At 38.4% G+C, this 26,539-nt stretch carries 16 protein-coding genes and 9 tRNA genes; 4 read left to right on the forward strand and 21 right to left on the reverse strand.

What is annotated here, in order from left to right:
* Positions 1-170: 170 nt before the first annotated feature.
* Positions 171-1,214: an alkene reductase gene (locus AOR04_RS10890; RefSeq protein ID WP_096793355.1), complete on the reverse strand. Its 1,044-nt coding sequence runs from the start codon at positions 1,212-1,214 to the stop codon at positions 171-173.
* A gap of 224 nt (positions 1,215-1,438) precedes the next feature.
* Here AOR04_RS10890 and AOR04_RS10895 point away from each other — a divergent pair, with 224 nt between their 5' ends.
* On the forward strand, positions 1,439-1,828 hold the full coding sequence (locus AOR04_RS10895; RefSeq protein ID WP_096793356.1) for a DUF2750 domain-containing protein: 390 nt from the start codon (positions 1,439-1,441) through the stop codon (positions 1,826-1,828).
* Positions 1,829-1,896: 68 nt separating this feature from the next.
* On the opposite strand, the gene AOR04_RS10900 is transcribed toward AOR04_RS10895, so the two are convergent.
* Positions 1,897-2,757: an alpha/beta fold hydrolase gene (locus AOR04_RS10900; protein WP_096793357.1), complete on the reverse strand. Its 861-nt coding sequence runs from the start codon at positions 2,755-2,757 to the stop codon at positions 1,897-1,899.
* Between the two features lie 512 nt (positions 2,758-3,269).
* On the opposite strand from AOR04_RS10900, the gene AOR04_RS10905 reads away from it, so the two are divergent.
* The 3 genes from AOR04_RS10905 to AOR04_RS10915 all read left to right on the forward strand — a co-directional run bounded on the left by AOR04_RS10905 (position 3,270) and on the right by AOR04_RS10915 (position 15,520).
* Complete coding sequence (locus tag AOR04_RS10905; RefSeq protein ID WP_096793358.1) at positions 3,270-6,233, forward strand: TonB-dependent receptor; 2,964 nt, start codon at positions 3,270-3,272, stop codon at positions 6,231-6,233.
* 135 nt (positions 6,234-6,368) lie between these two features.
* Entirely contained in the window at positions 6,369-12,548 is a 6,180-nt protein-coding gene (locus AOR04_RS10910) for a pectinesterase family protein (protein WP_096793359.1), read from the forward strand.
* Between the two features lie 299 nt (positions 12,549-12,847).
* A complete protein-coding gene (locus AOR04_RS10915; protein WP_096793360.1) occupies positions 12,848-15,520 on the forward strand; it encodes a CHASE domain-containing protein in 2,673 nt (890 codons plus the stop codon).
* A gap of 140 nt (positions 15,521-15,660) precedes the next feature.
* Here AOR04_RS10915 and AOR04_RS10920 read toward each other — a convergent pair.
* From AOR04_RS10920 to ruvC, 19 genes are all read right to left on the reverse strand, one after another.
* Positions 15,661-15,750 (reverse strand) — tRNA-Ser (locus AOR04_RS10920).
* A 261-nt stretch (positions 15,751-16,011) separates the two neighbouring features.
* The gene (gene nadA / locus AOR04_RS10925; RefSeq protein ID WP_096793361.1) at positions 16,012-17,052 is read right to left on the reverse strand and encodes a quinolinate synthase NadA; all 1,041 of its coding nucleotides are present in this window, start codon (positions 17,050-17,052) and stop codon (positions 16,012-16,014) included.
* A 141-nt stretch (positions 17,053-17,193) separates the two neighbouring features.
* A tRNA-Lys gene (locus tag AOR04_RS10930) sits at positions 17,194-17,269 on the reverse strand.
* 63 nt (positions 17,270-17,332) lie between these two features.
* Positions 17,333-17,408 (reverse strand) — tRNA-Lys (locus AOR04_RS10935).
* 83 nt (positions 17,409-17,491) lie between these two features.
* A tRNA-Lys gene (locus tag AOR04_RS10940) sits at positions 17,492-17,567 on the reverse strand.
* A 24-nt stretch (positions 17,568-17,591) separates the two neighbouring features.
* A tRNA-Lys gene (locus AOR04_RS10945) sits at positions 17,592-17,667 on the reverse strand.
* 83 nt (positions 17,668-17,750) lie between these two features.
* A tRNA-Lys gene (locus AOR04_RS10950) sits at positions 17,751-17,826 on the reverse strand.
* A gap of 80 nt (positions 17,827-17,906) precedes the next feature.
* Positions 17,907-17,982, reverse strand: a tRNA-Lys gene (locus AOR04_RS10955).
* 64 nt (positions 17,983-18,046) lie between these two features.
* Positions 18,047-18,122 (reverse strand) — tRNA-Lys (locus AOR04_RS10960).
* A gap of 60 nt (positions 18,123-18,182) precedes the next feature.
* Positions 18,183-18,258: transfer RNA gene (locus tag AOR04_RS10965), tRNA-Lys, on the reverse strand.
* Positions 18,259-18,429: 171 nt separating this feature from the next.
* Positions 18,430-19,179, reverse strand: coding sequence for a tol-pal system protein YbgF (gene ybgF, locus AOR04_RS10970; protein WP_033023873.1), 750 nt, complete (start codon positions 19,177-19,179; stop codon positions 18,430-18,432).
* A 13-nt stretch (positions 19,180-19,192) separates the two neighbouring features.
* Complete coding sequence (pal, locus tag AOR04_RS10975) at positions 19,193-19,735, reverse strand: peptidoglycan-associated lipoprotein Pal (protein WP_007378882.1); 543 nt, start codon at positions 19,733-19,735, stop codon at positions 19,193-19,195.
* A gap of 34 nt (positions 19,736-19,769) precedes the next feature.
* Positions 19,770-21,128, reverse strand: coding sequence for a Tol-Pal system beta propeller repeat protein TolB (gene tolB / locus AOR04_RS10980; RefSeq protein ID WP_096793362.1), 1,359 nt, complete (start codon positions 21,126-21,128; stop codon positions 19,770-19,772).
* A gap of 9 nt (positions 21,129-21,137) precedes the next feature.
* Positions 21,138-22,064 carry a cell envelope integrity protein TolA gene (gene tolA / locus AOR04_RS10985; RefSeq protein WP_033031002.1) on the reverse strand — a complete coding sequence of 309 codons (927 nt, stop codon included), beginning with the start codon at positions 22,062-22,064 and terminating at the stop codon, positions 21,138-21,140.
* 4 nt (positions 22,065-22,068) lie between these two features.
* A complete protein-coding gene (tolR, locus tag AOR04_RS10990) occupies positions 22,069-22,500 on the reverse strand; it encodes a protein TolR (protein WP_007378885.1) in 432 nt (143 codons plus the stop codon).
* Entirely contained in the window at positions 22,487-23,191 is a 705-nt protein-coding gene (tolQ, locus tag AOR04_RS10995) for a protein TolQ (protein ID WP_007378886.1), read from the reverse strand. The genes tolR and tolQ overlap by 14 nt, the downstream gene beginning before the upstream one ends.
* Positions 23,192-24,345: 1,154 nt before the next feature.
* The gene (ruvB, locus tag AOR04_RS11000; RefSeq protein ID WP_096793363.1) at positions 24,346-25,356 is read right to left on the reverse strand and encodes a Holliday junction branch migration DNA helicase RuvB; all 1,011 of its coding nucleotides are present in this window, start codon (positions 25,354-25,356) and stop codon (positions 24,346-24,348) included.
* A 7-nt stretch (positions 25,357-25,363) separates the two neighbouring features.
* Positions 25,364-25,981: a Holliday junction branch migration protein RuvA gene (gene ruvA, locus AOR04_RS11005; protein ID WP_008137045.1), complete on the reverse strand. Its 618-nt coding sequence runs from the start codon at positions 25,979-25,981 to the stop codon at positions 25,364-25,366.
* A gap of 2 nt (positions 25,982-25,983) precedes the next feature.
* The gene (gene ruvC / locus AOR04_RS11010; RefSeq protein ID WP_002960649.1) at positions 25,984-26,508 is read right to left on the reverse strand and encodes a crossover junction endodeoxyribonuclease RuvC; all 525 of its coding nucleotides are present in this window, start codon (positions 26,506-26,508) and stop codon (positions 25,984-25,986) included.
* Between the last annotated feature and the right edge of the window lie 31 nt (positions 26,509-26,539).

Consider the following 26,539-nt stretch of genomic DNA (forward strand, 5'->3'; position numbering starts at 1 on the left):
TGAAATATGAAAACGAGCACAGTATGAATTTTAAATATGACAACGAGGATGAACTTTATTTACATAAAGGTTAAACAAATATGGAAGATTTATGGCGGGAATATGTACAAAAAAAGACACCCAAAGGTTTGGCTTAAGGTGCCTTAATAACTAAATATGATATTTAGCTGTTATTTTAATTCAGCTAGCATTTCATCGCTGTAAGGTACTAGTTCTTCACCGTTTGCAATTTTGCTAATGTAATCTGGGTTTGCGATAAGCGGGCGACCAATAGCGATAAGATCAAACTTAGCATCGTTAATTGCTTCTTTTGCTGACTCAAAAGTATAGCTGCCAACGCCTACTAATGTACCTTTGTAGCCTGCACGTAAAAATTCAGACGTTGTTTTACCTTCAAGCGAATCAAACGTTGTACTGTCGTCAAAAATACCACCGTGTAAGTATGCTAAATCTCTCTTCTCAAGCTCTGGTAATAAGTAATCAAATACCGCTTTATCACGGTTATCTTCGCTCATATTAAAATAAGCACCCGGTGTAACACGTAAAGCAGTACGCTCATTACCTACAGCGGCGATAACTGCATCGGTTACTTCTAGTGCAAAACGCGACATATTTTCAGGCGTTTGACCGTATTCGTCGCTGCGTGTATTTGCAGCGTAATGTAAAAACTGGTCAATCAAATACCCGTTAGCACCGTGAATTTCTACCCCGTCAAAACCCGCTTCAATCGCATTTTCTGCCGCCTTTGCGTAATCAGCTACTAGGCCCTTAATGTCATCTATAGTCGCTGCTTTTGGTGTGATGTATGTAAGCTCACGCATACGAGGCACAGAGCCTTCAACGCCAATTGCCGATGGTGCCAGTACATCGCCATCAAAAAAGTGAGGATGTGCAACACGGCCAACATGCCAAAGCTGTGCAAACATTTTGCCGCCATTAGCGTGCACTGCGTCTGTTACTTTTTTCCAACCTTGAATTTGCTCACTGGTAAATAAACCCGGTGTATTTGGGTAACCTTGCGCATCTGGACGAATAATAGTTGCTTCGCTAATAATTAAACCGGTTTCGGCACGGCGAGCATAATATTCAACCATATCTTGTGTTGGCACTAAGTTATCGTCAGCCATACAACGCGTTAATGGCGCCATAATTACGCGGTTTTTAAGCTCAATCGTGTTATTTAGTTTAAACGGAGCAAGTAGATCGGTTGTCATTTTTTAATCCTTCATTAAATATATGCTTACTACAATGTGGCCTTTTTACAAACATTCAAGCTTATCTTGAATGATCGCTCAAATTAGTGAGGACTTATACTGGTCAATATACAAATTAGATCTGCATTGCTGAAATTAAATAACAACTTTTCAACACTCTGTCATATAACTCGATATACTTGTGTGCATATAATTTAGATATAGTAATTAAGAGTGAGCTAATTATGGCAACGCCAAATTTAAGTGAAGAACACGCAGTAATTTTAGGGCTTGGGGCAAAAAAACGCCTAGCCTATATGTTCGAAACCGTACAACAATTTAAACAAGTATGGATTTTAAACGATGATGATGGCTGCGTTATGCTTGCCAACGAAGATGACGACTGTGTGCCAGTTTGGCCAACTCGCGAATTTGCAGAGGCATGGGCAACTGGCGAATGGGTTGGTTGTAGCGCTAAAGCAATTCCACTTGCTGATTGGTTTAGTCGCTGGACACCAGGCCTTGAACAGGATGATTTACTTATTGCAGCCTTTCCTACTGAGGAAGACGACGGCACGATATTGTTTTCAGATGAGTTTGAAAAACAATTAAAAGCACCAAAGCAAAAATATTAAGGTTCAAAGCCTAAATACTCAGAGTTCTAAAATTTATAAACGCGGCACTTAATTTAGTAGCTGCGTTTTTATTGGCAATATCTAAAATTCAAATAAGCCTTCGTAATTGCATCTGGATTTTCTACTTGCGGATAATGCCCAAGCTCTACAAACTCTTGTATGCGCGCATTGGGGATCAGCTTTTTATAATGTTCAATCATGTGCTTACCAGAGATGGGATCTTCTGCGCCTGCTATAAACGTAAGTGGTATATTGCTATTTATGATGGCACCAACCCAACGCTCTCTGTTTTGCTGCCTCTGCTTTATATAACTGATAAGTTTAGGCATAACGGCTAAACCATCTTTATAAATTAGCAACTCCCAAAGTGTGTCTACCACTTGTTTTGAAGGGGGTGTACTTTTACTAAAAATAGTCACTAAATTATTGGCAAATTTTTGTTTATTCATTAATTTTGGCACTAGCCAACCAAACTTAGATAATAATAATTTTTGTATAAATAAGGGGTTATGCACTTCAGGAAACAGTCCACCATTTAAAAAGCAGACACTGTTTATTTTAAAGTCACTTTGGCTAACTACTTGCTTTGCTAATAACTCTTGAGCCACAGTATCGCCATAGTCATGAGCTAAAATATGTATATCATTAATATTTAACGTTTTTAAAAATTGAGTATATAAGTCGGCTTGTTCAGTAATTTTATAGCCTGCATTTTTAGGTTTATCTGACAAACCAAAACCTAGCATATCGAGTGTAATTACAAAATAATGTTCACTAAGCGCTTGCCACATACCTTCCCAGTCCCAACTAGCACTTGGAAAGCCATGTATTGCAGGTTTTGTTACATCGCCGGCTACTTTTGTAAATATTTGATGACCATTAATTTGGGTAAATGAACCCTTAGACTGCCACTGCTGTAGGGAAACCATGTATTAGCTTAATTTTTATTATTTATTTGTGTAGTTCTATCATAAGAGTGATATGAAGAGGTAATAAAATTGATATTTAGGAAAAATTTTAATCCGAAAAAATCAACAGCTCCTAAATAAATTTAAAAAGCGGCTAACTAAACAGTCAGTCGCTTTTTTTAACTATAAAAAGTTTATTAGCACAAAACCTTATACTCTTTTCGTATTTATAATAAATTTTTAAATAAGTAGATTAACGACCCAAGCTGATTTATTTTCTTTTTTAATTAGAACACATCTAAAAGTATGAACAAACCACGATTACAGCGCCTTAAATAACACATACTAAAACTTCAAATAATACTTTATAACTATATTCAACTACGTAGTCACAAATCAACTGCCCGAATATTAAACGATTGACATATTTATTAATGAAGTGTTAACGTCATAAAACACAAATGCCACCGGTGGCAATAGGCATCTAAGTATCATTTTTGTTACACACAACGCTCTTATATAAAGGAAAAATCATGAAAAGCATGAGACTCAGCACAATAGCAGCTGCATTATTATTAGCCCTTCCCTCTTATGGGCAAAGCTCTTCAACCGCTGATGAGCTTAACAATAAAGAAAAGCCGATCTCTAGTGCATTATCGAAACAAGAAGGTAAACCTCAAACACCAGAAGATGATATTGAAATTATTAGTGTTACCGGTATTTACCAAGCTGATTTAAAAGCACGTGCACTTGAGCGAGACAGTAATGCATTTAGTTCAGTTATTGCAACTGATGACATGGGCAACTTTGTTGATCAAAATGTCGCAGAGTCATTAAGAAGAATGCCAGGTGTAACACTGGAAAGAAGTGAAGGAGAAGGGAAATACGTAGCTGTTCGTGGTTTAGGACCTAAGTTTGTAGCAATAAATATGAACGGTGCTGAGTTATCTGGCGCAGGAGATGACCGAAAAGTAGGTTTGGACGGTATAACGAGTGATTCTCTTGGTTCCATTGAAGTTTTTAAAACACTGACTCCTGACATGAACCTAAATTCAATTGGTGGTGCTGTAAATGTTAAATCGATCTCTGCTTATGATCGAGGTGAGAATACCCTAAAAATAAAAATTCAAGACGCTTACAATGAGCTGCGCGAAAAACACTCTCCTAAATTTAGTATTGATGGGACTCAATTGTTTCTTGATGACACCATTGGTATTGGGTTTGCCTTATCTTACGAAGATCGTAAAACACAAGTGGATGAAAATAGGCATCACAGTACCCGTGATTTAAATTTTTTAAAAGGTGGAATAGGCTTAACTGCGGAAGACATTGAAAGCGCACCTGAAATTTTAGCTCCTGCGCAATTAGAAAACCGCCGTGAAATAGCAAATAGGGAAAGAACTACCGCAACGGTTAATATCGAATTTAAACCAACAGACTCTGGTTTCTACTATTTACGTGCCAATTACTCAAACTATACAGATGAAGATATAGCACTACGTGAATTCTATAATTTTTATAATGGCGACCAAGATGACGAAGTTATTTATGTAAATTCAGAAACTAAAGAATTTGCACTGTCTGACATTGATGTAATGAACCAATATTTTGTTCAAGAAGGCGAAAAAACCACTATTAATATGAGTATTGGGGGTGAAAATTACGTAGGTGATGACTGGAAAATAAATTATGAGTATGCATATTCAAAAACAGATGATGAGTCTGTAGGTGACCGTCGTGTGCAATTTCGTGAAAGAGAAAATATTGTCTACGGCAAAGCGTCTAAAAACAGTATTGTGGCACGTGTACTTACTCCCGCAGAAGCCGCTGAGTTAGGCGGGTTTGCATTAAGTAACGAAGGCGATGTATTCAACGGTGAAGCTGATGGAGATTTAAGCGATCTTTCCAACATGGAATACGATAACTTGTTTATGGAAGACAGCACTCGTACTGACGAAATTAGTAGCTTAAAATTAGATTTAACCAAACAGTTTGACTCGGAGTATATAAATTATATCAAGTTTGGTGGTACCTATAATGAACGCGAGCACTATAACAACAAAGATCGCTGGAGTTATAGCATTGATGATAGTGACTGCAATGGGGATGAAACTTGTATTACTGTTGCGAACTCTAATATAACTAACTATGACTACGCAATACCTAATAATAGTGATTTCTCTTATCCGTTTGTATCTCGCTCGCAAATGGAATACATGGTTGATGCAACATCAATTACGCGCGAAAGTGCCACCGGTGGTGAAACGTCAATTGATAGTACTAAAGAAGATTATACATTAAACGAAGATACTTATGCCGCCTACGTAATGACTGAGCTACGTCTAGCGGATAACTTAAAAGTAATCACTGGGGTACGCTATGCGCACACTGAATTCTCATCCACTGGTTTTATGTCACTTGAGAATGATGATTGGAAGTTCGATGGTATAAACACACTCGATCTAGCTGTCCCCCTTCCCGAAAGTAGTATCACTTACAGTGAATATTTTCCGAGTATGCATATACGGTATGAGCCATCTGATACGGTATTAGTACGTTCATCACTTTGGACTAGTTATACCCGACCTTCGTTTAAACAAGCACGTGGTTATGCGAAATTTGATAATGACATTAGCTTGTGTGATCCAGCCACCGATGACTGTTTTAACTCGCAGGATGGCCAAAGCGCACTTGATTTACAAAACTATGTTTTAGGCCCTGATAACGCATTACAAGTAGGTAATCCAAACTTAGTTGCAATGAGCTCAACTAACTTCGATGCATCAATTGGTTGGTATCCTTCAAAAGAACTCTTTATGGAACTTGCTGTTTTTTATAAGGATATTGATAATTTTATCGTTGATGTTTCAGGTATTCAAATGCGCTTGGATGAATTGCCTTTAACATTGCCCGTTAATCAAGTTTCTGAGTTTGCAATTTTACAAGACTTACAACTAAATCAAGTAGATATCACACTCAATGGTGACACTGCCAATGTATATGGTATGGAATTGAGCTTTAATCAATTTTTTGAAAATGGTTTGTTTTGGCAAAGTAATATGACGGTAGTAAGCAGTGAAGCAACGCTAGACGATTCTATACGTGTAGATAAAATGCCACTACCTGGACAAGCAGATATTACTGCTAACATCTCTTTCGGTTGGGAAGATGACGATTTGTCACTTCGTTTAATCAGTAATTACCGTTCAAAAATCCTTGAAGAAGTTGGTGCTTGCCCTGCTTCTGCAAATATATCTGATCCCCACGAATGTAAAAAATGGGCGGATATATATCAAGACGCAATTACTACCGTAGATTTTAAACTCAAGTATGACTTTAGCAAAAACCTAAGCGCTTACTTTGATGCAATTAACATAACCGATCAATCTGATCTTCGCTATTTCGCAGGTAATGAGCTATCTGGTGGTGCTGTCCTGTATCAGCGTGAGAACTATGGACGAACCTTTCAACTTGGTATGAATTATAAATTCTACTAAATAATCTGAACTCTAAATAATAAATCTCTTAACCAGAGTACAGATTAAATACACAAAACTAAAAATTAGCACACTCTACGTGTGCATCACACACTGCCAACACAGACGCTAAAAAGTTCATCCTTGGAGGGATGTATGAAAACAAAAATAAGTGTAATCACCACATTATTACTCAGTACAATATTAACGGGATGCCAGGAAGAAAGTTCAATTAACGTTAAAGAAGCACCCGCCCCTGCTATTCAAGGAACCTTTGTAGATAGCCCTGTTGCAGGCTTAAGTTACACAAGTTTATCAGTACCTGATGGTGTAACCGATGCCAACGGTCAATTTAACTATTTTCGCGGCGAAGCGATTACGTTTGCAATAGGAGATATTGCGTTTCCATCTATTGCGGCAAGTAATATCTTGTCACCTTTAAATTTATTTTCAACCGATACTGTATTTCATCCTGCTGTTGTAAACAGCTTGCGATTATTTCAATCACTTGATAGTGATGGCGATGTGAGTAACGGTATTACCATTAGTGCCACAACAGCCGATGCAGCAACGATCAACTTATCAGAAGGCCAAACAATTACCGATTATTTTAGTCGTAGTGAAGATGAATTTGCGGCAGATGTAAACGTTTGGCTAGCAAATGCAGGCACACCAACAACGGAACTCATTGATGCTGATCAGGCTATATTACATTTTGTTGATTTTGTGTATAAGCAATACAACAGTACACAGCCTAATGCATTTAACTTGTCACTATTTACCGGTGATGTATACAACCCTTTGGTAAAAGGCAGTACTGCCGGTATTGAAATACTTAATTTTAGCCCCGCTGATGATACTAACTCCACGGGCACATTTACTAGAACAGCTGATGGTGAAATTATTGGCAACGGCAATTATGAATTTATATTTGGTGATCGCGTACTCGCTTTTACAACTGCTGTTAATGGTGAGTCAAATACACAATACCTAATTTCACGTTCATTTAATACGGTTGATAGTGTGTATAGTTTGTGCCACCAATCTGATGACGCATCGCTTAGCGACATGATTGCAAAATGCGATAGTAACGACGATGCTAAAAATAACGTTATCGTATTTAGTGAAGAGCAAGCTGCCATTGAGCTTGAAAACCTCAACAATTTAGCAGAACAGAACAGCAAAGCACTTATTGAAGATTTTAACACCACCACTGAAGACTTCTTTAAGTCTACCTATAAAAGCGTAAGTGATGAGATTGGCAGTGCTGCTCTTTACTTCAAAACCGGTGGTAGCTTAGAACTTGATGCTGAAAATGGCAATATAGTGCTTGAAGGCGACCGCTTTAGTATTGGTAACACACTGCCAGGCAAAGAAACAAGCCCAAGTGACACATTGGGTAAAGGTATTTATAACTTAAGTGAAGGCTTTACAATTAGCTTTGATGTTATTGCCCATAATGATGCGGGTACTCTGTCATTGTATGTTGACAATAATACGACTGGCCAAGACAACTCAGTACATGGCAAAGCATCTAAATTTTATTCAAAAGCTATTACAGCTGAAAATTTACCTCAAGGTCAACGCTTTACATATACCTATAAACCAGGTGAAGACGTAGTAACAGGCCCTGATCTGGACAGCGAAAGCGCGCAAGGCGTATTAAATGCAGAGATTAAAAACTCATTTTTACAGATTCGAACTGATAGCGCGGCATCAATTACGTTAGATAATTTAGAGTTAATTACGGTTGCCACAGATGTACCTGAAATTGAAGAGCCTACTGATCCAACCACACCACCAACAGGGGGAGACACGACAACGCCATTCCCATTTGTTACTGATTTTACAACGGTAACAGGTGATTTATTTTCAACTGATTTTTCCGCGATTACAGCAGCTGACGGCTCTATCGTCCCTATGTTTAAAAAGACAGGTGGATCGGTTTCTGTTATTGATACCGGTTTAGAAATTAATAGTGGCCGCTTTACAATGGGTAATACAACGCCAAATGTAGAGACGACCGAAACAGATCAAAGTACAACTGGTAGCTTTGATTTATCGCGCCCCTATCAAATTTTGATAGATATCGTGAGTGTGAGCGATCCTGATGGTGATAATAACTTCCAAATTTACGTGGATAACAATACCTCTAGCAGCTCAAAGTCAATTCATGGCTCTAGCTCAAAATTTTACAATGAATTAATTAACACCTTAGTACCTGACACTACGCTAGTTGTTGAAGGTAAAGTTGCAACAGCAACTTCATTTTTACAGCTGCGTACTGAAAATGGCGGGACGGTTGTTATTAAAAATCTACGTATCGAATACTTAGACGATCCGAGCGTATTTAAATGTAATAGCTCTCCTGAGCTGTATTTTTGTGATGACTTTTCAGCAGGCGATTTATCCAACTGGAAAATTATTGCAAAACCAGATAACACAGCGGGCGCCGTGGGTGAATTTGATATTTTAGATTTAAGTGGTAACAACGTTATGCGTTACACCGCCGGTGGTGTTGGTGGTGAGCTCATTTTAGCCACTGAAGACGCATTACAAAATGTGCCAGATACCGGTAACTACTTTTTTGAAGCTGATATTCGACCACGTCAAAACAGTACAACAGCGAGCAAACAGCTCTACTTAATGGCTCGTTATGAAAGTGAAGGCAACTGGCTTGCTGGTGGCTTAAATGTACAAAACTCAACAAGTAGCACACAAGTAGAAGTGGCTGTGACTGTTGACGGTTCTATTTCTCGACCTGTACAAGCTAAGTCTCCTATCTTATTAGGTGAAAAAGGCGGTACAACTGATGGCGTTTGGTATACCACCCGCTTTGAAATGATAGACTCAGAGCTTACTGCATACCTGAATGGTGAAAAAATGGGCACAATTAGCGACAGCACGTATAGCGCTCGTGGCCTAATTGGTTTGTTTACTAACAACCGCTCATTTGAACTTGATAACGTTAAAGTCGGCGATCCAAGTATTAAGCCAATTCAATTAACCCTTGATTATAAAGATCCTGCATGGGATGCCAGTACAACCACTGATCCGCTCATAATTAATGTGACAGCAATTAAAGACGATGGTGTTACACCCGATACCTTCAGCGTTACATCGAGTAATAAAGACGTAGTGTCTGCTGATGTCTCAGGCGATGTAGTTACGTTAAGCCCGCTCAGTGCTGGTGAAGCAACAATTAAGTTTGTATCAGGTTCTGATGAAACAATAATCAGAACGATTGAAGTAAATGTTGTCGAAGCCTTTGTGATGCCAAGCACCGATTATGGTGACCTAAGCGGTAAGCTAATGCCTGAAAAATCAGCAGATAATCAATTTGTTGATACGTTAATTTCAATTGATTTTGATACTACCGGTGTAACACCAACCTTAGGTAGTCTTGGCGAAGTTAGGATTTATAAACAAAGTGATGACACTTTAGTTGATACCCTACAAGTAGGTAAAAACATCGATGTAATTGGTTACCCTGGGCAAGATCGCATACGTGCTGTAAATTACTTCCCTATTAGCTTAGAGGACAATACATTAATCATTAAGCCTCGCAACAGTGTGCTTGAGTATGGCCAAACTTATCGTGTAGTTATCGGTGACGACGTTGTTACTGGTGCTAAATTAAATGACATGGATTTCGCTGGACTTGGCAATAACAGTCAGTGGACATTTACAACCAAAGTAAATATCCCAGCAGGAAATGAGCTACTCGTTGACGATAATGACGTTGCTGACTTTAGAACCGTGCAAGGCGCACTTAATTTTGCAATGCAGCATCTTGATAAAGATGAGCAAACAACGGTTTCAATAAAAGACGGGACTTACAATGAGCTGCTATTTCTGCGCAATAAAAATAATATAACGCTACAAGGTGAAAGCCAAAACAATACTATTATTCAGTACGAAAACTACGAAACACTTAATAGCGGTTCAGGTGGTAGCGCGGCACTTGGCGGTGGTACTCCAAACGGTGGCCGTAGTGTATTTTTGGTTGAAGGCACAGATATGCTGGTTATTAACAATCTAACGTTAAAAAACACGCACATTCGTAGTAACAGCGTATCAAATCAAGCTGAAACTATTTATTTCAATAGCCAATATCGTTTAGTTGCCAACAACGCAAACTTTATTAGTGAGCAAGATACCCTACTACTAAAAGGCTATACTTGGTTTTACAACACGCTAGTTGCCGGTAACGTAGACTTCATATGGGGATACCCAGTTACTTCGTTATTTGAAGATAGCGAAATACGTACCCTAGGTGATTCTAAAAATGGTGATCCAACCCAAGACACCAAAGGTGGCTACGTTTTACAAGCGCGTGTACCGGTAGAAACCGATCCTGGCTTTATTTTCTTAAACAATGAGTTTACCAATGGTCCTGGCCCTATTGGTAATGGCGTACTAGACAATTCAACATATCTTGCTCGCAGTAGTGGTAGCTCTTCATACTTTGATAATGTAACCCTTATCAATAACAAGTTTGATACCCACATTGCAACTGTTGGCTGGGCTGTTCAAGGTGTTGAAAATCAACCAGCTCCAAATCCAGAAGCACCTTCAGCAACAAGCGGCTGGCGTGAATACGGCAGCATGGATATGCAAGGTAACGCACTAGATTTAAGCACCCGTAATGGTGGTTATATTTTACAAACAAGTGAAGTAGCTCAACTGCTTGAACGTGATAGTATTTTTGCAAGTTATAGCGATGGCGCAGGGTGGACCCCAACCCCTTTACCAGTGCCAGTGTTACCTGACGAACCTGTAAAAGTAATATCTGTTAACGTGAATTTAGGATTTGCTGGTTATAACTTTGATGTGACCGGTGGTACTAATGGCACTGTGGTAACTGTAGATAATGGCTCATCATTAAAAGCAGCATTAAGTGAAGCAAAAGCAACCAGTACACCTATTATCATTTATGTTGATGGTGTTATTACTGATGCGAACAGTGGCGGTGATGGCTTATCAATTCAGATAAAAGATATGGATAATGTGTCTATTGTGGGCGTAGCAGATCGTGGTCATTTGGATGGTATTGGCATCGAAATTCGCAGAGCGAATAATATCATAATTCAAAATTTAAAAATTAATCAAGTGCTTACCGGTGGTAAGGATGGTATTTCAATTGAAGGTGATGAAAACGGAAGTACCTCTAATATCTGGATTGACCACAATGAGTTATATTCATCGCTAGACTCAGATCAAGATTTTTATGATGGCCTAATTGATTCTAAATCTGGCGCGCAAAACATCACAATTTCTTATAACTACTTACACGATAGCTGGAAAACCTCATTACACGGTCATAGTGATGATGACACCAGTACCAACAAAAATCGCTTTATTACTTTTCACCATAACCGATTTGAAAATATTGTATCGCGAGTACCCTTATTTAGATTCGGTCGCGGCCATGTATTTAATAACTACTACAACAACATTACCTCTAGTGCCATAAACTCACGTATGGGGGCGGAGCTTCAAATAGAAGGTAACTACTTTGAAAACACCAAAAACCCAGTGATCTCGTTTTATTCAGATACTATTGGCTATTGGAATACATCGGGTAACTACCTCAGTGATACAGTTACCTGGGGTGAAGTACCAGACGGTGACGTAGCGGGTGAAGTAACCGAAAATGGAATTACACCAACAAGTAGCTACCAAGTGCCTTATGAGTACACACTAACCCCTGTTATGGCTATTAAAGATCATGTTATTGCGCATGCAGGTATTGGTAAAATAGATCAAAGTGATTTAGATATCCCAACGATTGAAGTGCCTACAGAGCCGCCGATTCAAGAGCCGTTAGGGCTACCATTTACTGAAAATTTTTCTGCAAACAACGCTGATGAATTTTTCAGTAATCGTTACCGTGACTTATCAGGCCTTGCAGGGAGCAACACCCCCCTATTTCACCGTGTTACAGGCAGTGTTCAGGTAAGTAATGGAAAACTAACCATGACCGGTACACGTATTAGTATTGCAAATACAACACCGACCATTAACACCACGGGTGGCGATACGCAAACAAGCGGATTATTAGACCTATCAAATAACTACCAAGTAACGTTCAAGGTGGATGCTGTAAGCGGTAATACAGCTAAAAGCTTTCAGATATACGTAGACAACAATACCTCAGGAAGTGCTAATTCAATACATAACGGTAGTTCTAAGTTTTACTCTATAAAGCTGGAAGAGCTAGTACTGGGGCAAACCTATACTGTTGATGGTTTTGTTGCCACACCAACCTCTTTTATAACTATCCGTACAGAGAGTGAGGCAACTATTACGATAGATGAATTAACAATTCAGTAACCTTCCCAAGTAAAAAGCCCTTATGTTGATTCTATGGGGCTTTCATTTTTATATCTTTAATATAAAACTACATTTTTAGTTATTTCCTATTACACATAAGTCCAGCTCAAATAACACAATAAGTAACAACTTAAGATTAACACATTACCTCGAATTTAAGTCGATACAACTCTATAAGGTATTGTCCATTATATAAATTACAAAAAAAGCCTAAGTTGTAACATTCAAAATAAGTGCTATATTTAGTCCGAGCATAAGATACTAAACGCTTATATAAGTACATATAAAAGGACGAATGAATGCTTGCAAAAAGCAGGATTAATAATGGGCTTTTACTACAAGTAATCATCCAAATTATTATCCTCATTATAGGTGCTACTTTCACTTATTCTCAGCATATTCAATATCAACGCGAACGTAATGCTGTTATTTCAACGGCTCTAAACAACCGACTTTCCTCATTATCCACAGGTATCATCAATAGGGTTAATTTATATCAATATGGGCTATTCGGCTTAAAAGGATTTATACACGGTATTGGCATTGATAATTTAAATTATCAAGCGATGCAAAACTACTCAAATAGCCGAAATTATACTTTAGAATTCCCTGGTGCCGATGGTATAGGTTTTATTAAAAGAGTATCACCAGCGCATTTAGCTCAATTTTTAGAACACGCTAAAAACGAGCGGCCCGATAATACCTTTAGTTTAAAGTCACTCAAAGACGACAACGATGAGCATTTTATTATTCAGTATATTTTTCCTGAAAAAAATAATTCAAAAGCACTTGGTCTTGATATTGGCTCTGAGAACATACGCCGACAAGCAGCACTCAACTCAGCAATAAACAATAGCACCCAATTATCGGCGCCAATTACCTTAGTACAGGCTGACAAAAAACCACAGCAAGGTTTTTTGATTTTACTCCCTGTATATCAACAAAATATCGTGCCAAAAAATACACAACACCGCCTAGAAAAATTAGTAGGTTGGACTTATGCCCCTCTATTAATTAATAATATTTTAGAGTCACTTTCTCAAGTAGACGAAAATAGTTTAAGCATCAGTGATTTAAATAACAGTACTGAATTTACCTTTTTTAATTACGGCAATAAGAATAATAACACCGCGTTTCAAACTTCTAATACTATCAATATTATGGGACGAAGCTGGAAAGTAACACTGCATGGTTCTCAATCTTTTATCGCCAACCTCCATTTAGCTAATAAATATCAAGCACTCGTTGATGGAGTCTTTTTAACCGTCTTCTCAATGTTTTTTATATTCGCTCTACAGCTATTTTTTTATCGCAGGGCACAAAGAATAAAACTCAAAGTAGAAGCCGCTAAAAAGCACGAACAAATACTTGAACAAGCAAATTCAAAACTAGAAATTGAAGTAAAGTTACGCACCCAACAAATAGCCGATATAAGTACTTTACAACGCAGTATTTTAGACAGTGCGAGTTACTCTATTATTGCTACAGACAAAGACGGCCTAATTACTGAATTTAATCCTGCTGCAGAGAAACTACTTGGCTACAAAGCCAGCGAAATTATTGGTATCAAAAACCCGAGTATTTTTCATGTAGAAGATGAAGTAGTTAAAAAAGCGCAGCAATTAACAAAAGAATTAAACAAACCTATTAAACCTGGCTTTGAAGTATTTGTCGTTAAAGCAACACCCACCGAACCTGATATAAACCAATGGACGTACATAGATTCTAACGGTAAGCATATCCAAATTAATTTAAGCATTACCTCATTGCTCAATAATAGAGGTCAAGTAGTTGGTTTTTTAGGTATCGCATTTGATTTAACACAGCAAATAAAACATGAAGAAGCACTTGCACAAGCAAAAGAATTAGCAGAGCAAAGCTCTAAGGCTAAATCAGAGTTTTTAGCAAATATGAGTCACGAAATTCGTACCCCAATGAATGGTATTTTAGGTACTTTGCAACTACTACAAGAGCAGCCACTTAACGAAAAATCACAAGAATATTTAAAAAAATCATTATACTCAACAAGAGCATTAACAACCATCATTAACGATATTCTCGACTTTTCTAAAATCGAAGCCGGTAAATTATCATTAGAAAGCATGCACTTTGAACTGAATGAGTTAATAAACCATTTAGAGTCGGATCTCGCACTTTTTGCTAATGAGAAAGGCATTTACCTACGTTTCATATCTAATATTGATCACAACTATTGGATAGGTGATCCGGTTAGGCTGAGACAGATTTTCATTAACTTAATCTCTAATGCCATCAAATTCACCCACGAAGGTGGTGTAACCGTTGAGTTTAAGTTAACTGACGATAATAAAATATACGGCATTGTCTCAGATACAGGCATTGGTATATCACAAAATGCAATTGATCGATTATTTGAACGCTTTGAGCAAGCAGAAACGTCTACTACCAGAGAATATGGTGGAACAGGGCTTGGCTTACCGATAACAAAATCGTTAATTAGCCTCATGAAAGGTGAAATTAAAGTGACCAGCACATTAAACTCTGGAAGCCAATTTTGTGTTTATTTACCACTGAAGAAAGCAAATATAAAAGCAATAGATCTAAATACAAAGTATTTAGAATTTCCTGATTTATCAAACAAAACAATTTTAATCGCAGAAGACAACAAAATTAATCAACTGGTTGCAACTGCAATGTTAGAGCCGACTAAAGCCAATATTGTAATAGCTAATAATGGGCTTGAAGCAATTGCATTATATGAATCGTTGTTACCTGACATTATTCTTATGGATATTCAGATGCCGAAAATGGATGGTTTTGAGGCCTGTAAAAAAATAAATAGTAAACAAGTCATTATAGCCCTAACGGCCAATGTTTTTACTGAACAAAAAGAATTATATAAACAACTTTTTGATGGCTATATTTCTAAGCCTATTGAAAAACAAGAATTAATAAAAGCACTACATATGAATAATACAGAGGAAAACATTTGATATGCCTCAACAAATCAAGTTTAAGTAGATTGAATTAACAACATACTCCAAATTACTTTGTCGCGCCTAACCAATAGTTGAGCAGAGTTTACTTTACATTAAAAAGCCCAGTTAAATTAATAACTAGGCCTTAAGAATAATGGTGGAGGGAGAGGGATTCGAACCCTCGTTAGGGATAAACCTAAACACACTTTCCAGGCGTGCGCCTTCAGCCACTCAGCCATCCCTCCACAGTGTTGCAATTGTATAATGCAACGGCACGCTATAGTATGAAATAGGCCCACAAGGTGCAAGGCATTTTTAAATATGAACCTTCAAGTGCTTACTTATCAAGCAATAACTTACGTTTAAGTATAAAAAACGGCTAAATTCAAGATTTAACCGTTTTTAATTTAAACTTTAAAATGACTTAACCTGAACTCTGATTAAGAGATTTACTACGTATTGAATATGATGATATTTAAATTTATTTTCTCTAGCCAGAGTTTAGGTTACTTAGCCATACTCGCGGTAAATTCAAGCATGCGATTAAGTGACTTAAGTGCGCCTTCGCGTAAATCCATATCAACAAATACTTCTTTGCCTTTCGGGTCAATTAGGGCTTCCTCAATCGCCTTTAAGCCATTCATTGCCATCCAAGGGCAATGAGCGCAACTTTTACATGAAGCGCCCTCACCTGCCGTTGGAGCCGCGAAAAACTCTTTATCTGGGCATAGTTGCTGCATTTTATAAAAAATACCGCGATCGGTTGCAACAATAAATTTATTGTTGGGCATTGTTTGCGCAGCTTTTATGAGTTGGCTCGTTGATCCTACTGCATCGGCAAGTGCAACAATCTCTGCTGGCGATTCTGGATGAACTAATACGCCTGCATCTGGGTGTAGCGCCTTCATATCTTTTAAAGCTTTAGTTTTAAATTCGTCATGTACAATACATGCACCATTCCACATAAGCATATCAGCACCGGTATTTTTTTGAATATAACTACCAAGGTGCTTATCTGGTCCCCAAATGATTTTTTCGCCTTGCTCATCTAGGTGCTCTACAATTTCAAGTGCACACGATGACGTTACAATCCAATCGGCACGCGCTTTGACCGCAGTAGAGGTATTTGCATATACAACAACTTTACGATCTGGGTGCTGATCGCAAAACGCAGAGAAATCGTCTATCGGGCAACCAATATCTAACGAACATGTTGCTTCAAGTGTTGGCATAACAACCGTTTTATTGGGTGTTAATATTTTAGCTGTTTCGCCCATAAATTTTACGCCCGCGACGATAATCATATCTGCATCGTGACGTGCGCCAAAACGTGCCATTTCTAGCGAATCGGCAACGCAACCGCCGGTTTCTTCAGCAAGTGCTTGAATTTCAGGATCGGTATAATAATGGGCAACAAGTACTGCATTTTTATCTTTTAGTAATTGCTTTATACGCGCTTTATATTCGCCTTGCTCGTCTTGTGTTAACGGTGCTGGCTTAGGGGGAAAGATATAACCTTCAGGCATAATAGTTTGAGCTAGACTCATGTTCTCGACCACTTATCTACAGTGCATTAATTAGGGCGAATTATACGAGAATATCAAAGCAAATAACAGCAAACTAGCGAGGCTGTTTATAAAAAATAAAGTGGGAATTTAAAAAAGAATATAAAGGAAAGTATTAGAGAGTGGTGGGTCATGATGGATTTGAACCATCGACCAATTGATTAAAAGTCAACTGCTCTACCAACTGAGCTAATGACCCGCTCTAATATAAATTTGCTTTGTAAAAAGCTGCGTAAATCCGCCGATTAAAACTTTCATAGAATGGTGGGTTATGATGGATTTGAACCATCGACCAATTGATTAAAAGTCAACTGCTCTACCAACTGAGCTAATAACCCGCTCTATGCACTTATTCAGTTAAGAATGAAGTTTACGTAAATCCGCCGACTGATGCCAAACAGTATTCACAAGGAATAAACAATGGTGGGTCATGATGGATTTGAACCATCGACCAATTGATTAAAAGTCAACTGCTCTACCAACTGAGCTAATGACCCGCTCTTATATAAATTTTCATAGAATGGTGGGTTATGATGGATTTGAACCATCGACCAATTGATTAAAAGTCAACTGCTCTACCAACTGAGCTAATAACCCGCTCTATGCACTTATTCAATTATGAATGAAGCTTACGTAAATCCGCCGATTGATACCAAACCGTATTCACAAGGAATAAAGAATGGTGGGTCATGATGGATTTGAACCATCGACCAATTGATTAAAAGTCAACTGCTCTACCAACTGAGCTAATGACCCGCTCATGCACCTATTTAAAATAAATAAGCTTGCGTAAATCCGCCGATTGATACCAAACCGTATTCACAAGGAATAAAGAATGGTGGGTCATGATGGATTTGAACCATCGACCAATTGATTAAAAGTCAACTGCTCTACCAACTGAGCTAATGACCCGCTCTGATATAATTGTCTGTACTAAAGTCTAAGTTAAACCATTATATTATTTATAAATATAAAATGGTGGGTCATGATGGATTTGAACCATCGACCAATTGATTAAAAGTCAACTGCTCTACCAACTGAGCTAATGACCCGCTCTAATTTAACAACTTTAAATACTACGTAAATCCGCCGATAAAAGACCATTTTAAAAATGGTGGGTTATGATGGATTTGAACCATCGACCAATTGATTAAAAGTCAACTGCTCTACCAACTGAGCTAATAACCCGCTCTTTTTGCCGCATTTCGAGTGGGGTAACCATTCGTTTGCTGCGGGCGCTTATAATACTTATTTATAAAATGAGTGCAACCGAAATTGTCTCTTTTTTTAAGTTTTTATGCCTAGTTGACCAATTTTAGACCGCTTATGGCAAAAAGCAGTCTAATCAAGCCGATTCAATTATTTTGATAAGCGTTCTGTGGCCAATTTTGCAGCAGTTGTACTTGGATACTGATTAACAAGATCATTCAGAATTTTTAGAGCTTCCTCTGCTAAACCTTGCTCTTGCAAAAGTGTTCCTAGCTTTAACATTGCATCTGGTCGTTTATTTGAATTAGGAAATTCATTAACAACCACTTTAAAGTGCTCTATTGCTTTTACTGGCGTATTTTTAATCGTCAGCAATTGCCCAAGCCAATAATGTGCATTAGATGCATAAACTGAGTTTGGGTATGACGTTAAAAAAGTTTGAAACTCAGGAATTGCTTGATCATAACGCTTATCCTTCATTATAAGCGCTACAGCACGCTCGTATGCTTCGTTTTCAGATAAATCGTTACTGTATGTCTGTGCATCACTTGGTTGCGTATAATCAGCTGCAGGCGCTACAGCAGGTTGTGCATATGCTTGGCTTACGCGATTTTCAATTTCTTGATAAAGTTCGCGTTGACGCTGCAGTACTTTTTCAAGCTTATAGCTTTGTTCTTCAGTTACGCCACGGATTTGACTTACTTCATCTTGTAATAGATTAAGTTGTTGCTGTAACTCTACTTGTAAAAAATTACGCGACTGCATCATGCTCTCTAATGATGCTAAACGCTTCTCAATACTTGATTGTGAACCTGCAGCTTCTGAAACAGGAGCGGGAGCAGCCATTAACTGGGTGCTCCCGCTCAATATCATGGCTGCCAAAATAAGTTTCGGCTTCATAATATCTCTTATCTTAGTAAACGAGTACCGCACGGCGGTTTTTAGCGAAAGCTGATTCAGTGCGAGATTTAACCATTGGCTTCTCTTCACCGTAGCTTACTACTGACATTTGGCTAGCTGAAACACCTAAACTTTGTAAGTATTTCTCAACCGCTTGGCCACGGTGCTCACCTAGTGCAATATTGTACTCTGGCGTACCGCGCTCATCTGCGTGGCCTTCAATTAGTACTTTAACTGATGAATTTTGAACTAAAAATTCAGCATGAGCACGAAGCAAGTCAGCGTATTTGCCTTCAACTGTCGCTTTATCAAAATCAAAGTAGATTACTTGCTCTTGGCGTAGTGCTTCGTATTTTTGACGAAGTTGCTCTTCTGCTTGTTGCTCAGGAGAAATTGTAGCCACTTCAACTGTGTCTGTATTTGTCGATTGTTCAACAACAGCTTCATTTGTTTGATTTGCAGCACCTTCATCAATATCCGAAGATGAGCTACAAGCTGCTAATGTCATTACTGGCACAGCAATTAGCAGGCCTTTAAGTATTTTGTTAAGTTGCATTAAGTAGATTCCTATTTTGAGTAAACCAGTAATATTACTGTAAATATGGCGACCAAGCTGGCGCCTTTACTTGTCCGTCAAGCACAGGTAAACGAGCTTTAAAGCGACCGTCCATTGATACCAGCGCGAGTACCTGTTTATTATTATGAAGCGTGCTATAAATAATCATCGAACCATTTGGTGCTATGCTCGGTGATTCATCTAGGCGAGTTCGCGTTAATACTTGAAACGCGCCCGTAGCAAGCTCTTTCTTAGCAAGATGGTACTGCCCGTTGGTACGGTTAACCATCACTAATTCTTTACCGTCTGGTGTTATCGAACCCGCAAGGTTCATATCACCATCAAAGGTCAATCGCTGTGACCTACCATTTTTTAAATTTAACTTATAAATCTGAGCATTACCACCCCTTTCAGAGGTAAACACTATATCTTGACCATTTGGATACCAAGATGGTTCAGTATCTATACTACGATGTCGCGTAAGACGTGTTTCTTTGCGTGTTGCCAAGTCTAATAAGTAAACTTCTGTAGCACCCGTTTTGTCTTTAGAGAGCACTAAAAGAAGCTTTTTACCATCTGGCGAAAACTGCGGAGCACCGTTAATACCGCGATAACTTGCAATAACTTCACGCTTACCGGTATACAAATCTTGAATATAAATTTGGCTTTGACGGTTTTCAAATGTCACATACGCTAATTTTGTGCCATCAGGTGACCAAGCCGGTGACATTAGTGGCTCTTTCGAACGTAGTAACACCTGTTCGTTAAACCCGTCATAATCTGATACAACAAGCTGATAAGGCTTATCATCACCATCACGTACAATTACGTACGCAATCTTGGTTAAAAAAGCACCTTTCTCACCCGTTAATTTCTCATAAATGACATCACTAATACGATGTGAATAACGACGGAAACCACTTATGCCAATAACACTATCTCGTGCTTCTAAAATATGATCTTGGCTTTTAAGTAACTTACCATTACTCATCATTTGCGTTTCACCTCCCGTGATTTGACCACGAATAACATCGACTAACTCATAACGTACTAAATAACGTCCATCAGTCTGTTGCTCAACCTCGCCAACAAGTATCGCTTCAACACCTTTATTAACCCAAGATGCATAATCAATGTCAGCATCTTTGTTTGGTTGTTGCGGCATTTGCATAACATCTACAGGCTTAAACTTACCACTACGCATGAGATCTGCAGCAATAACATCACTTATTTTTTCAGGAATTGGACCAACACCATTGTATTTAAACGGCACAATTGCAATAGGTCTTGCACCATCTACACCTTCTGTTATTACAATTTCAAGGGCTGCGTTAGCAATGCCCTGAAAACCAAATAACAGCACTAAACAGGCAATTTTTACTTTGTTGAACATATCATTCCTTTAAAATTCTGGCTTGATTGTTAAATTAATATTCTTAAGTTGTTCGAATACGTCTTTGTCTTTAGATACCGGTAATGTGTCAGCCATACGAACAGCCCTAAGTGCAGCCTCACAGACTAGTTTATCGCCGCCTAATGATTTAACTTGTGTTACTAAACCATTAAAGCCTAAACGAATATTTACTCGGCACTGCTGATTTTTCATTTTCTCGTCGATCAGTAAGTTCTGCTGAATACGCGCCATAATTAGAGCGCGATATTTATCAACTTCACCCACGACCTGTTGTTGACGTATTTTACTACGCGCAGCCTGCTCTTTAGCAAGTTGTTCTTGTAACATTTGTTCTTGTAGGGCCTGTTGACGCTGTTGTTCAGCCTTTTTAGCACGTTCTTTAGCCTCTTCATCACGCTTTTTACGTTCATCTTCAGCTTTTTTAAGTGCTTCTTCCTCAGCTTTACGCTTATCGGCAGCTGCTTTTGCTGCACTTTCAGACTCTTGCTTTTGTTTTTCGGCTTGTTTTGCTTTAGCACGTTCCTTTTGTTCTATTGCGCGTGCTTTTTTAGCTTGTGCTTGCGCCTCGGCTGTTTCTTTTTCTTTAGCCTTACGTTCTTGCTCTAATTTCTTAATATGACGGGTTTCTGACTCGCGCTGTTTGCGTGCATTTGCAGCTCTGCGCTCTAAATCACGGATGCGTTTGTCTTCTGCCTTTTTTTTGTCTTTTTCTTGCTTTTGGAGTTCAGCTATTTTCTGCTCAACCATTTTTTGGTCAACTGTCACAGCTGACACCGCTTTATCAACATCAGGTATAGCTTTATTAAGCGTTACTTCCATAACCTTTGGTGCTGGCGGGTGAATGTTTGCCGATGCATATAAAAAACCACCCAGCGCCACATGCAAAACTACTGATTTAATTAATGAACTACTCATACCGTTATTTTGTCCCTTCGAAGGATTCTGTCATTAATCCAACTGACGGTACACCAGCACTTTTTAAAAAGTCCATTAAGAGCAATACCTCTTGGTATGATACTTTTCCAGATCCCTTTATCATTACAGGTACATCAGGATTTTTCATTAGCTGTAACTTAATCACAGCCGCTACATCAAGCGCCTCCATCGGAGCCTCTGGATCAGTCCCTACACTAACGTAATATTTACCTTGTGCGTCAATCGAAGCAATAATAGGTGGCGCATCTTTAGTATCAACTAAATCTGACTCCGTCATTTTAGGCAAGTCGACTTTAACACCATGTGTAATAAGTGGCGCTGTTGCCATAAATATAATCAGTAGCACCAACATTACATCAATGTAAGGAACTACATTAATTTCTGCGACCGGACGGCGCTTCTTACGCTGATACATTCGCTTGGGCCTCTATTTGTGTAGCTGCTTGACGGTGTAAAATATTAGCAAACTCTTCCATAAAATTAATGTAGTGAGATTCTAGCTTTTCAACTTTATTAGAAAAACGGTTGTAAGCAATAACAGCAGGAATAGCTGCAAACAAACCCATTGCTGTGGCAATAAGTGCTTCTGCTATACCAGGTGCTACCATCTGCAACGTAGCTTGTTTAACTTCACCTAATGCTATAAAAGCATTCATAATGCCCCATACAGTACCAAACAAGCCTATATATGGGCTAATTGAACCCACTGTCGCTAAAAATGATAAGCTTGACTCTATTTTCTCTATTTCTCGAGAGAGTGCCACGCGCATAGAGCGGTGTGTACCTTCCATTACAATACTCGCACTTTGAAAGGTATTTTTCTTATGTCGCGCAAACTCTTTAAAACCAGCTGTAAATAGAGCTTCAATACCTTCAGATTGACCGTTACGTGATGAAATTTCGTTATATAGTTTACTTAAATCAATACCAGACCAAAATTTTTGTTCAAACTTTTTAGCACTTGCTAACGCATCTGATATTGCTTTTTTACGCTGAAAAATAATTGCCCATGACATTACAGACATAGCAACTAGCCCTAACATTACTAGTTGAACAAGCAAACTGGCTTCTAATATTAAATCCAAAAAATTAAGCCCTGATCCCACGTGAAACTCCTAAATAGTATCAAAATACGTCAAATTGATTGATTTGTGTAAATATGACCGCTCGTGCAGCCAAAAGTTGCACATAGTGTATCGAGTCCATTTCAAACTGACAACGATATTGCTATGAACAAGCAACAAAAAACGTTGAAATAACCTTTATTTCGCAATTATCTAGCAAAAGAATTTAAAGCCATTTCCGCTATTTAATAATGCGCTCAAGATATGCTTAAATATACAAGCAAAACACCATAAAACGCCTCATTTATTCAAAATCACTGCATAAACACTCAAAAAACTTAAACAAAACCTAAAGGTAATAGTAAAACTAATAGCGACAAGCAGTGCAAACTCAAACTTAATCACTAATTTTCATTAACTTACAAACAGAAAAAAACATTAATGAACAAGTTTTAAACAACCAAAAATTTCATTGCATTAGTTTTTATAATCCGAAATTATAAATTTTCTAGTTTGAATAATAAATATATATTGCGTATTATCTCCTCATACCGAGCTGGCACTGAGTGAAATAGCTTCATTAAGCAAAGTTCTTAGTAATAGGATATTTTATCGTATTACATTGTTTTACATTTTTAGGATAAAACCTAGTTGTGTAAAATGTAGTTCCCAAGATTACTTCCTTCAACTTGTTGTTTACCCGCATTTTTTGCGGGTTTTTTTTTGCCAAAAAAATTGAAATCATTTAATACCAATTTACTTAATTGAGTGATCTATTTTGAGGTAAGAAAATCGTATCTATAACAAGGCAAAAATTTCGTTAGTTAGTTGTTATCACTCATGCTCCGGCATTGCTCTGCATCCATGCAGTTGTATATCAGAAATTTTTAACACGGTTAACGTCAGATTTAATCCCTCTAATTGATTAAGTATTATTGCAAACTAAACAACACTGTAACAGCCTAATACGATAACGGCTATGCAATATACTCTATCTATCGAATAGCCCGCAGCATAGCCACGCAAGTCTTAACGCTCTGTGAATTAAGCGTTAACTGATTATATAGTGGGTAAAATTGTAATAACTTGGTTTAGAGTAACGATGTGAAAATATGGTGGGTAACATTATAAAATTAGGTATACGCGCTTGCTGTACATTTACTTATGCAAGCGCAAGTGATTAATTGAAATTTAGATTAAGTCGTCTTTTTTGGCATTAATCCAAAGTGATGGTATGCACTGTCAGAGACTATTCGCCCGCGAGGTGTGCGCTGAATAAATCCTTGTTGGATCAAAAATGGTTCTATCACATCTTCTATTGTTTCGCGCTCTTCGCCAATAGCAGCCGCTACATTGTCGAGCCCTACTGGGCCGCCCATAAATTTTTCAATTATGGCGAGTAAATATTTGCGATCCATATAGTCAAAACCACTTTTATCTACGTCAATCATGTCAAGCGCTTGCTTAGCTACTTCGGCGTTTACTGTACCGTCAGATTTTACCTGTGTGTAATCACGTACACGGCGCAATAAGCGGTTAGCTATACGTGGTGTACCGCGCGAACGCTGTGCAATTTCGGTTGCGCCATCGTCACACATTTCTAAACCTAGATAATGTGCAGAGCGCCCTACTATGTGCGACAAATCTTCTACAGAATAAAACTCTAATCGCTGCACAATACCAAAACGGTCACGTAGTGGCGATGTAAGCGAGCCTGCTCGGGTGGTTGCTCCAATAAGTGTAAATGCAGGTAGGTCTAATTTAATAGAACGCGCAGCTGGGCCTTCACCAATCATTATATCAAGCTGGTAGTCTTCCATTGCGGGGTAGAGTATTTCTTCAACTTGCGGGCTGAGTCTGTGTATTTCATCAATAAACAGTACATCGCCTTCCTCTAAATTTGTGAGCAGCGCAGCTAAATCGCCTGCTTTTTCAAGTACAGGGCCTGATGTTGTTTTAATACTTACGTGTAATTCGTTAGCGACAATATTTGCAAGCGTGGTTTTACCAAGCCCAGGTGGGCCAAATATTAATAAATGATCGAGCGCTTCACCACGGGTTCGGGCAGCTTCAATAAAAATTTCCATTTGCTGTTTAACATGAGGCTGGCCTCTGTAATCGGCTAAAAGTTTTGGTCTTATTGCACGATCTATAGAGTCTTCATTTGTTTTTTCAGTCGCGTCAATTAAGCGATCCGCTTCAATCATGGGTTACTCACAACATAGATTTTAAAGATTCTCTAATAAGAACCTCAGTAGACATATCGGGTTTGCTTATCGATTTTACTGCTTTTTGAGCTTGTGGCAATTTATAACCTAATGCAAGCAGTGCTGATACGGCATCATCGGCTGCGTTATTAGCTATTGTCGCATCGCTCATTGGCTCTATTACTGCGCTGTCGCTAAATGGCGTAAATAAATCATTACCCCAATCTTTTAGTCTGTCTTTCATTTCGAGTACTAAACGCTCGGCTGTTTTTTTACCGACACCCGGTAATTTAACTAGCGACGTTGAGTCTTCGTTATTTACACAACTTACAAATTGCTTTGCCGACATGCCCGATAAAATAGCTAAGCCAAGTTTTGGCCCTACGCCATTTGCTTTTAATAGCTCTCTAAACAAGGCACGTTCAACTTTATTATTAAAACCAAATAACAGTTGAGCATCTTCACGCACTACAAAGTGAGTGTAAACAATCGCGTTTTCACCAATCTTTGGTAAATCGTAAAAACAGGTCATTGGCATTTGTACTTCGTAACCTACACCACTTACATCGAGTAATATTTCTGGTGGCTGTTTTTCGACTAAAATACCATTTAAGCGGCCTATCATAGTTATTTCCTTAGACGTCCTCTAACGGTTTTGCTTGCGCTACCCGCTAGTTTAATTAAATTTTGTTCTGAGTGAGCGTGGCAAATCGCAATAGCGAGTGCATCAGCTGCATCGGCTTGTGGCGTGCCAGGCAACTTTAAAATATTTTTTACCATGTGTTGCACTTGTGTTTTATCAGCGCCGCCGTTACCTACTACTGCTTGCTTAATTTGTCTAGCTGAATATTCAAATACGGGTAAGTCGGCCATTGCTGCACCTACAATCGCAGCGCCTCTAGCTTGGCCTAGTTTTAGAGCTGAATCGGGGTTATGCGCCATAAATACTTTTTCAATGGCAAAGGTTTCTGGCGAAAATTGCTCAATAAGTTGTGTAATGCCTTGGTAGATCATTTTAAGTCTAACCGGAAAAGGATGATCGGCTAACTTAATACAGCCACTGCCTAAGTATGTAAATTTAGAACCTTGGTGGGCAACAACGCCATACCCGGTCAAACGTGAACCAGGATCAATCCCTAAAATAATGGCCAAACTGCATTCTCATTATTGTTATTTTTAAATT

Source organism: Pseudoalteromonas sp. 1_2015MBL_MicDiv, assembly GCF_002407505.1.
Taxonomy (GTDB): Bacteria; Pseudomonadota; Gammaproteobacteria; order Enterobacterales; family Alteromonadaceae; genus Pseudoalteromonas; species Pseudoalteromonas fuliginea.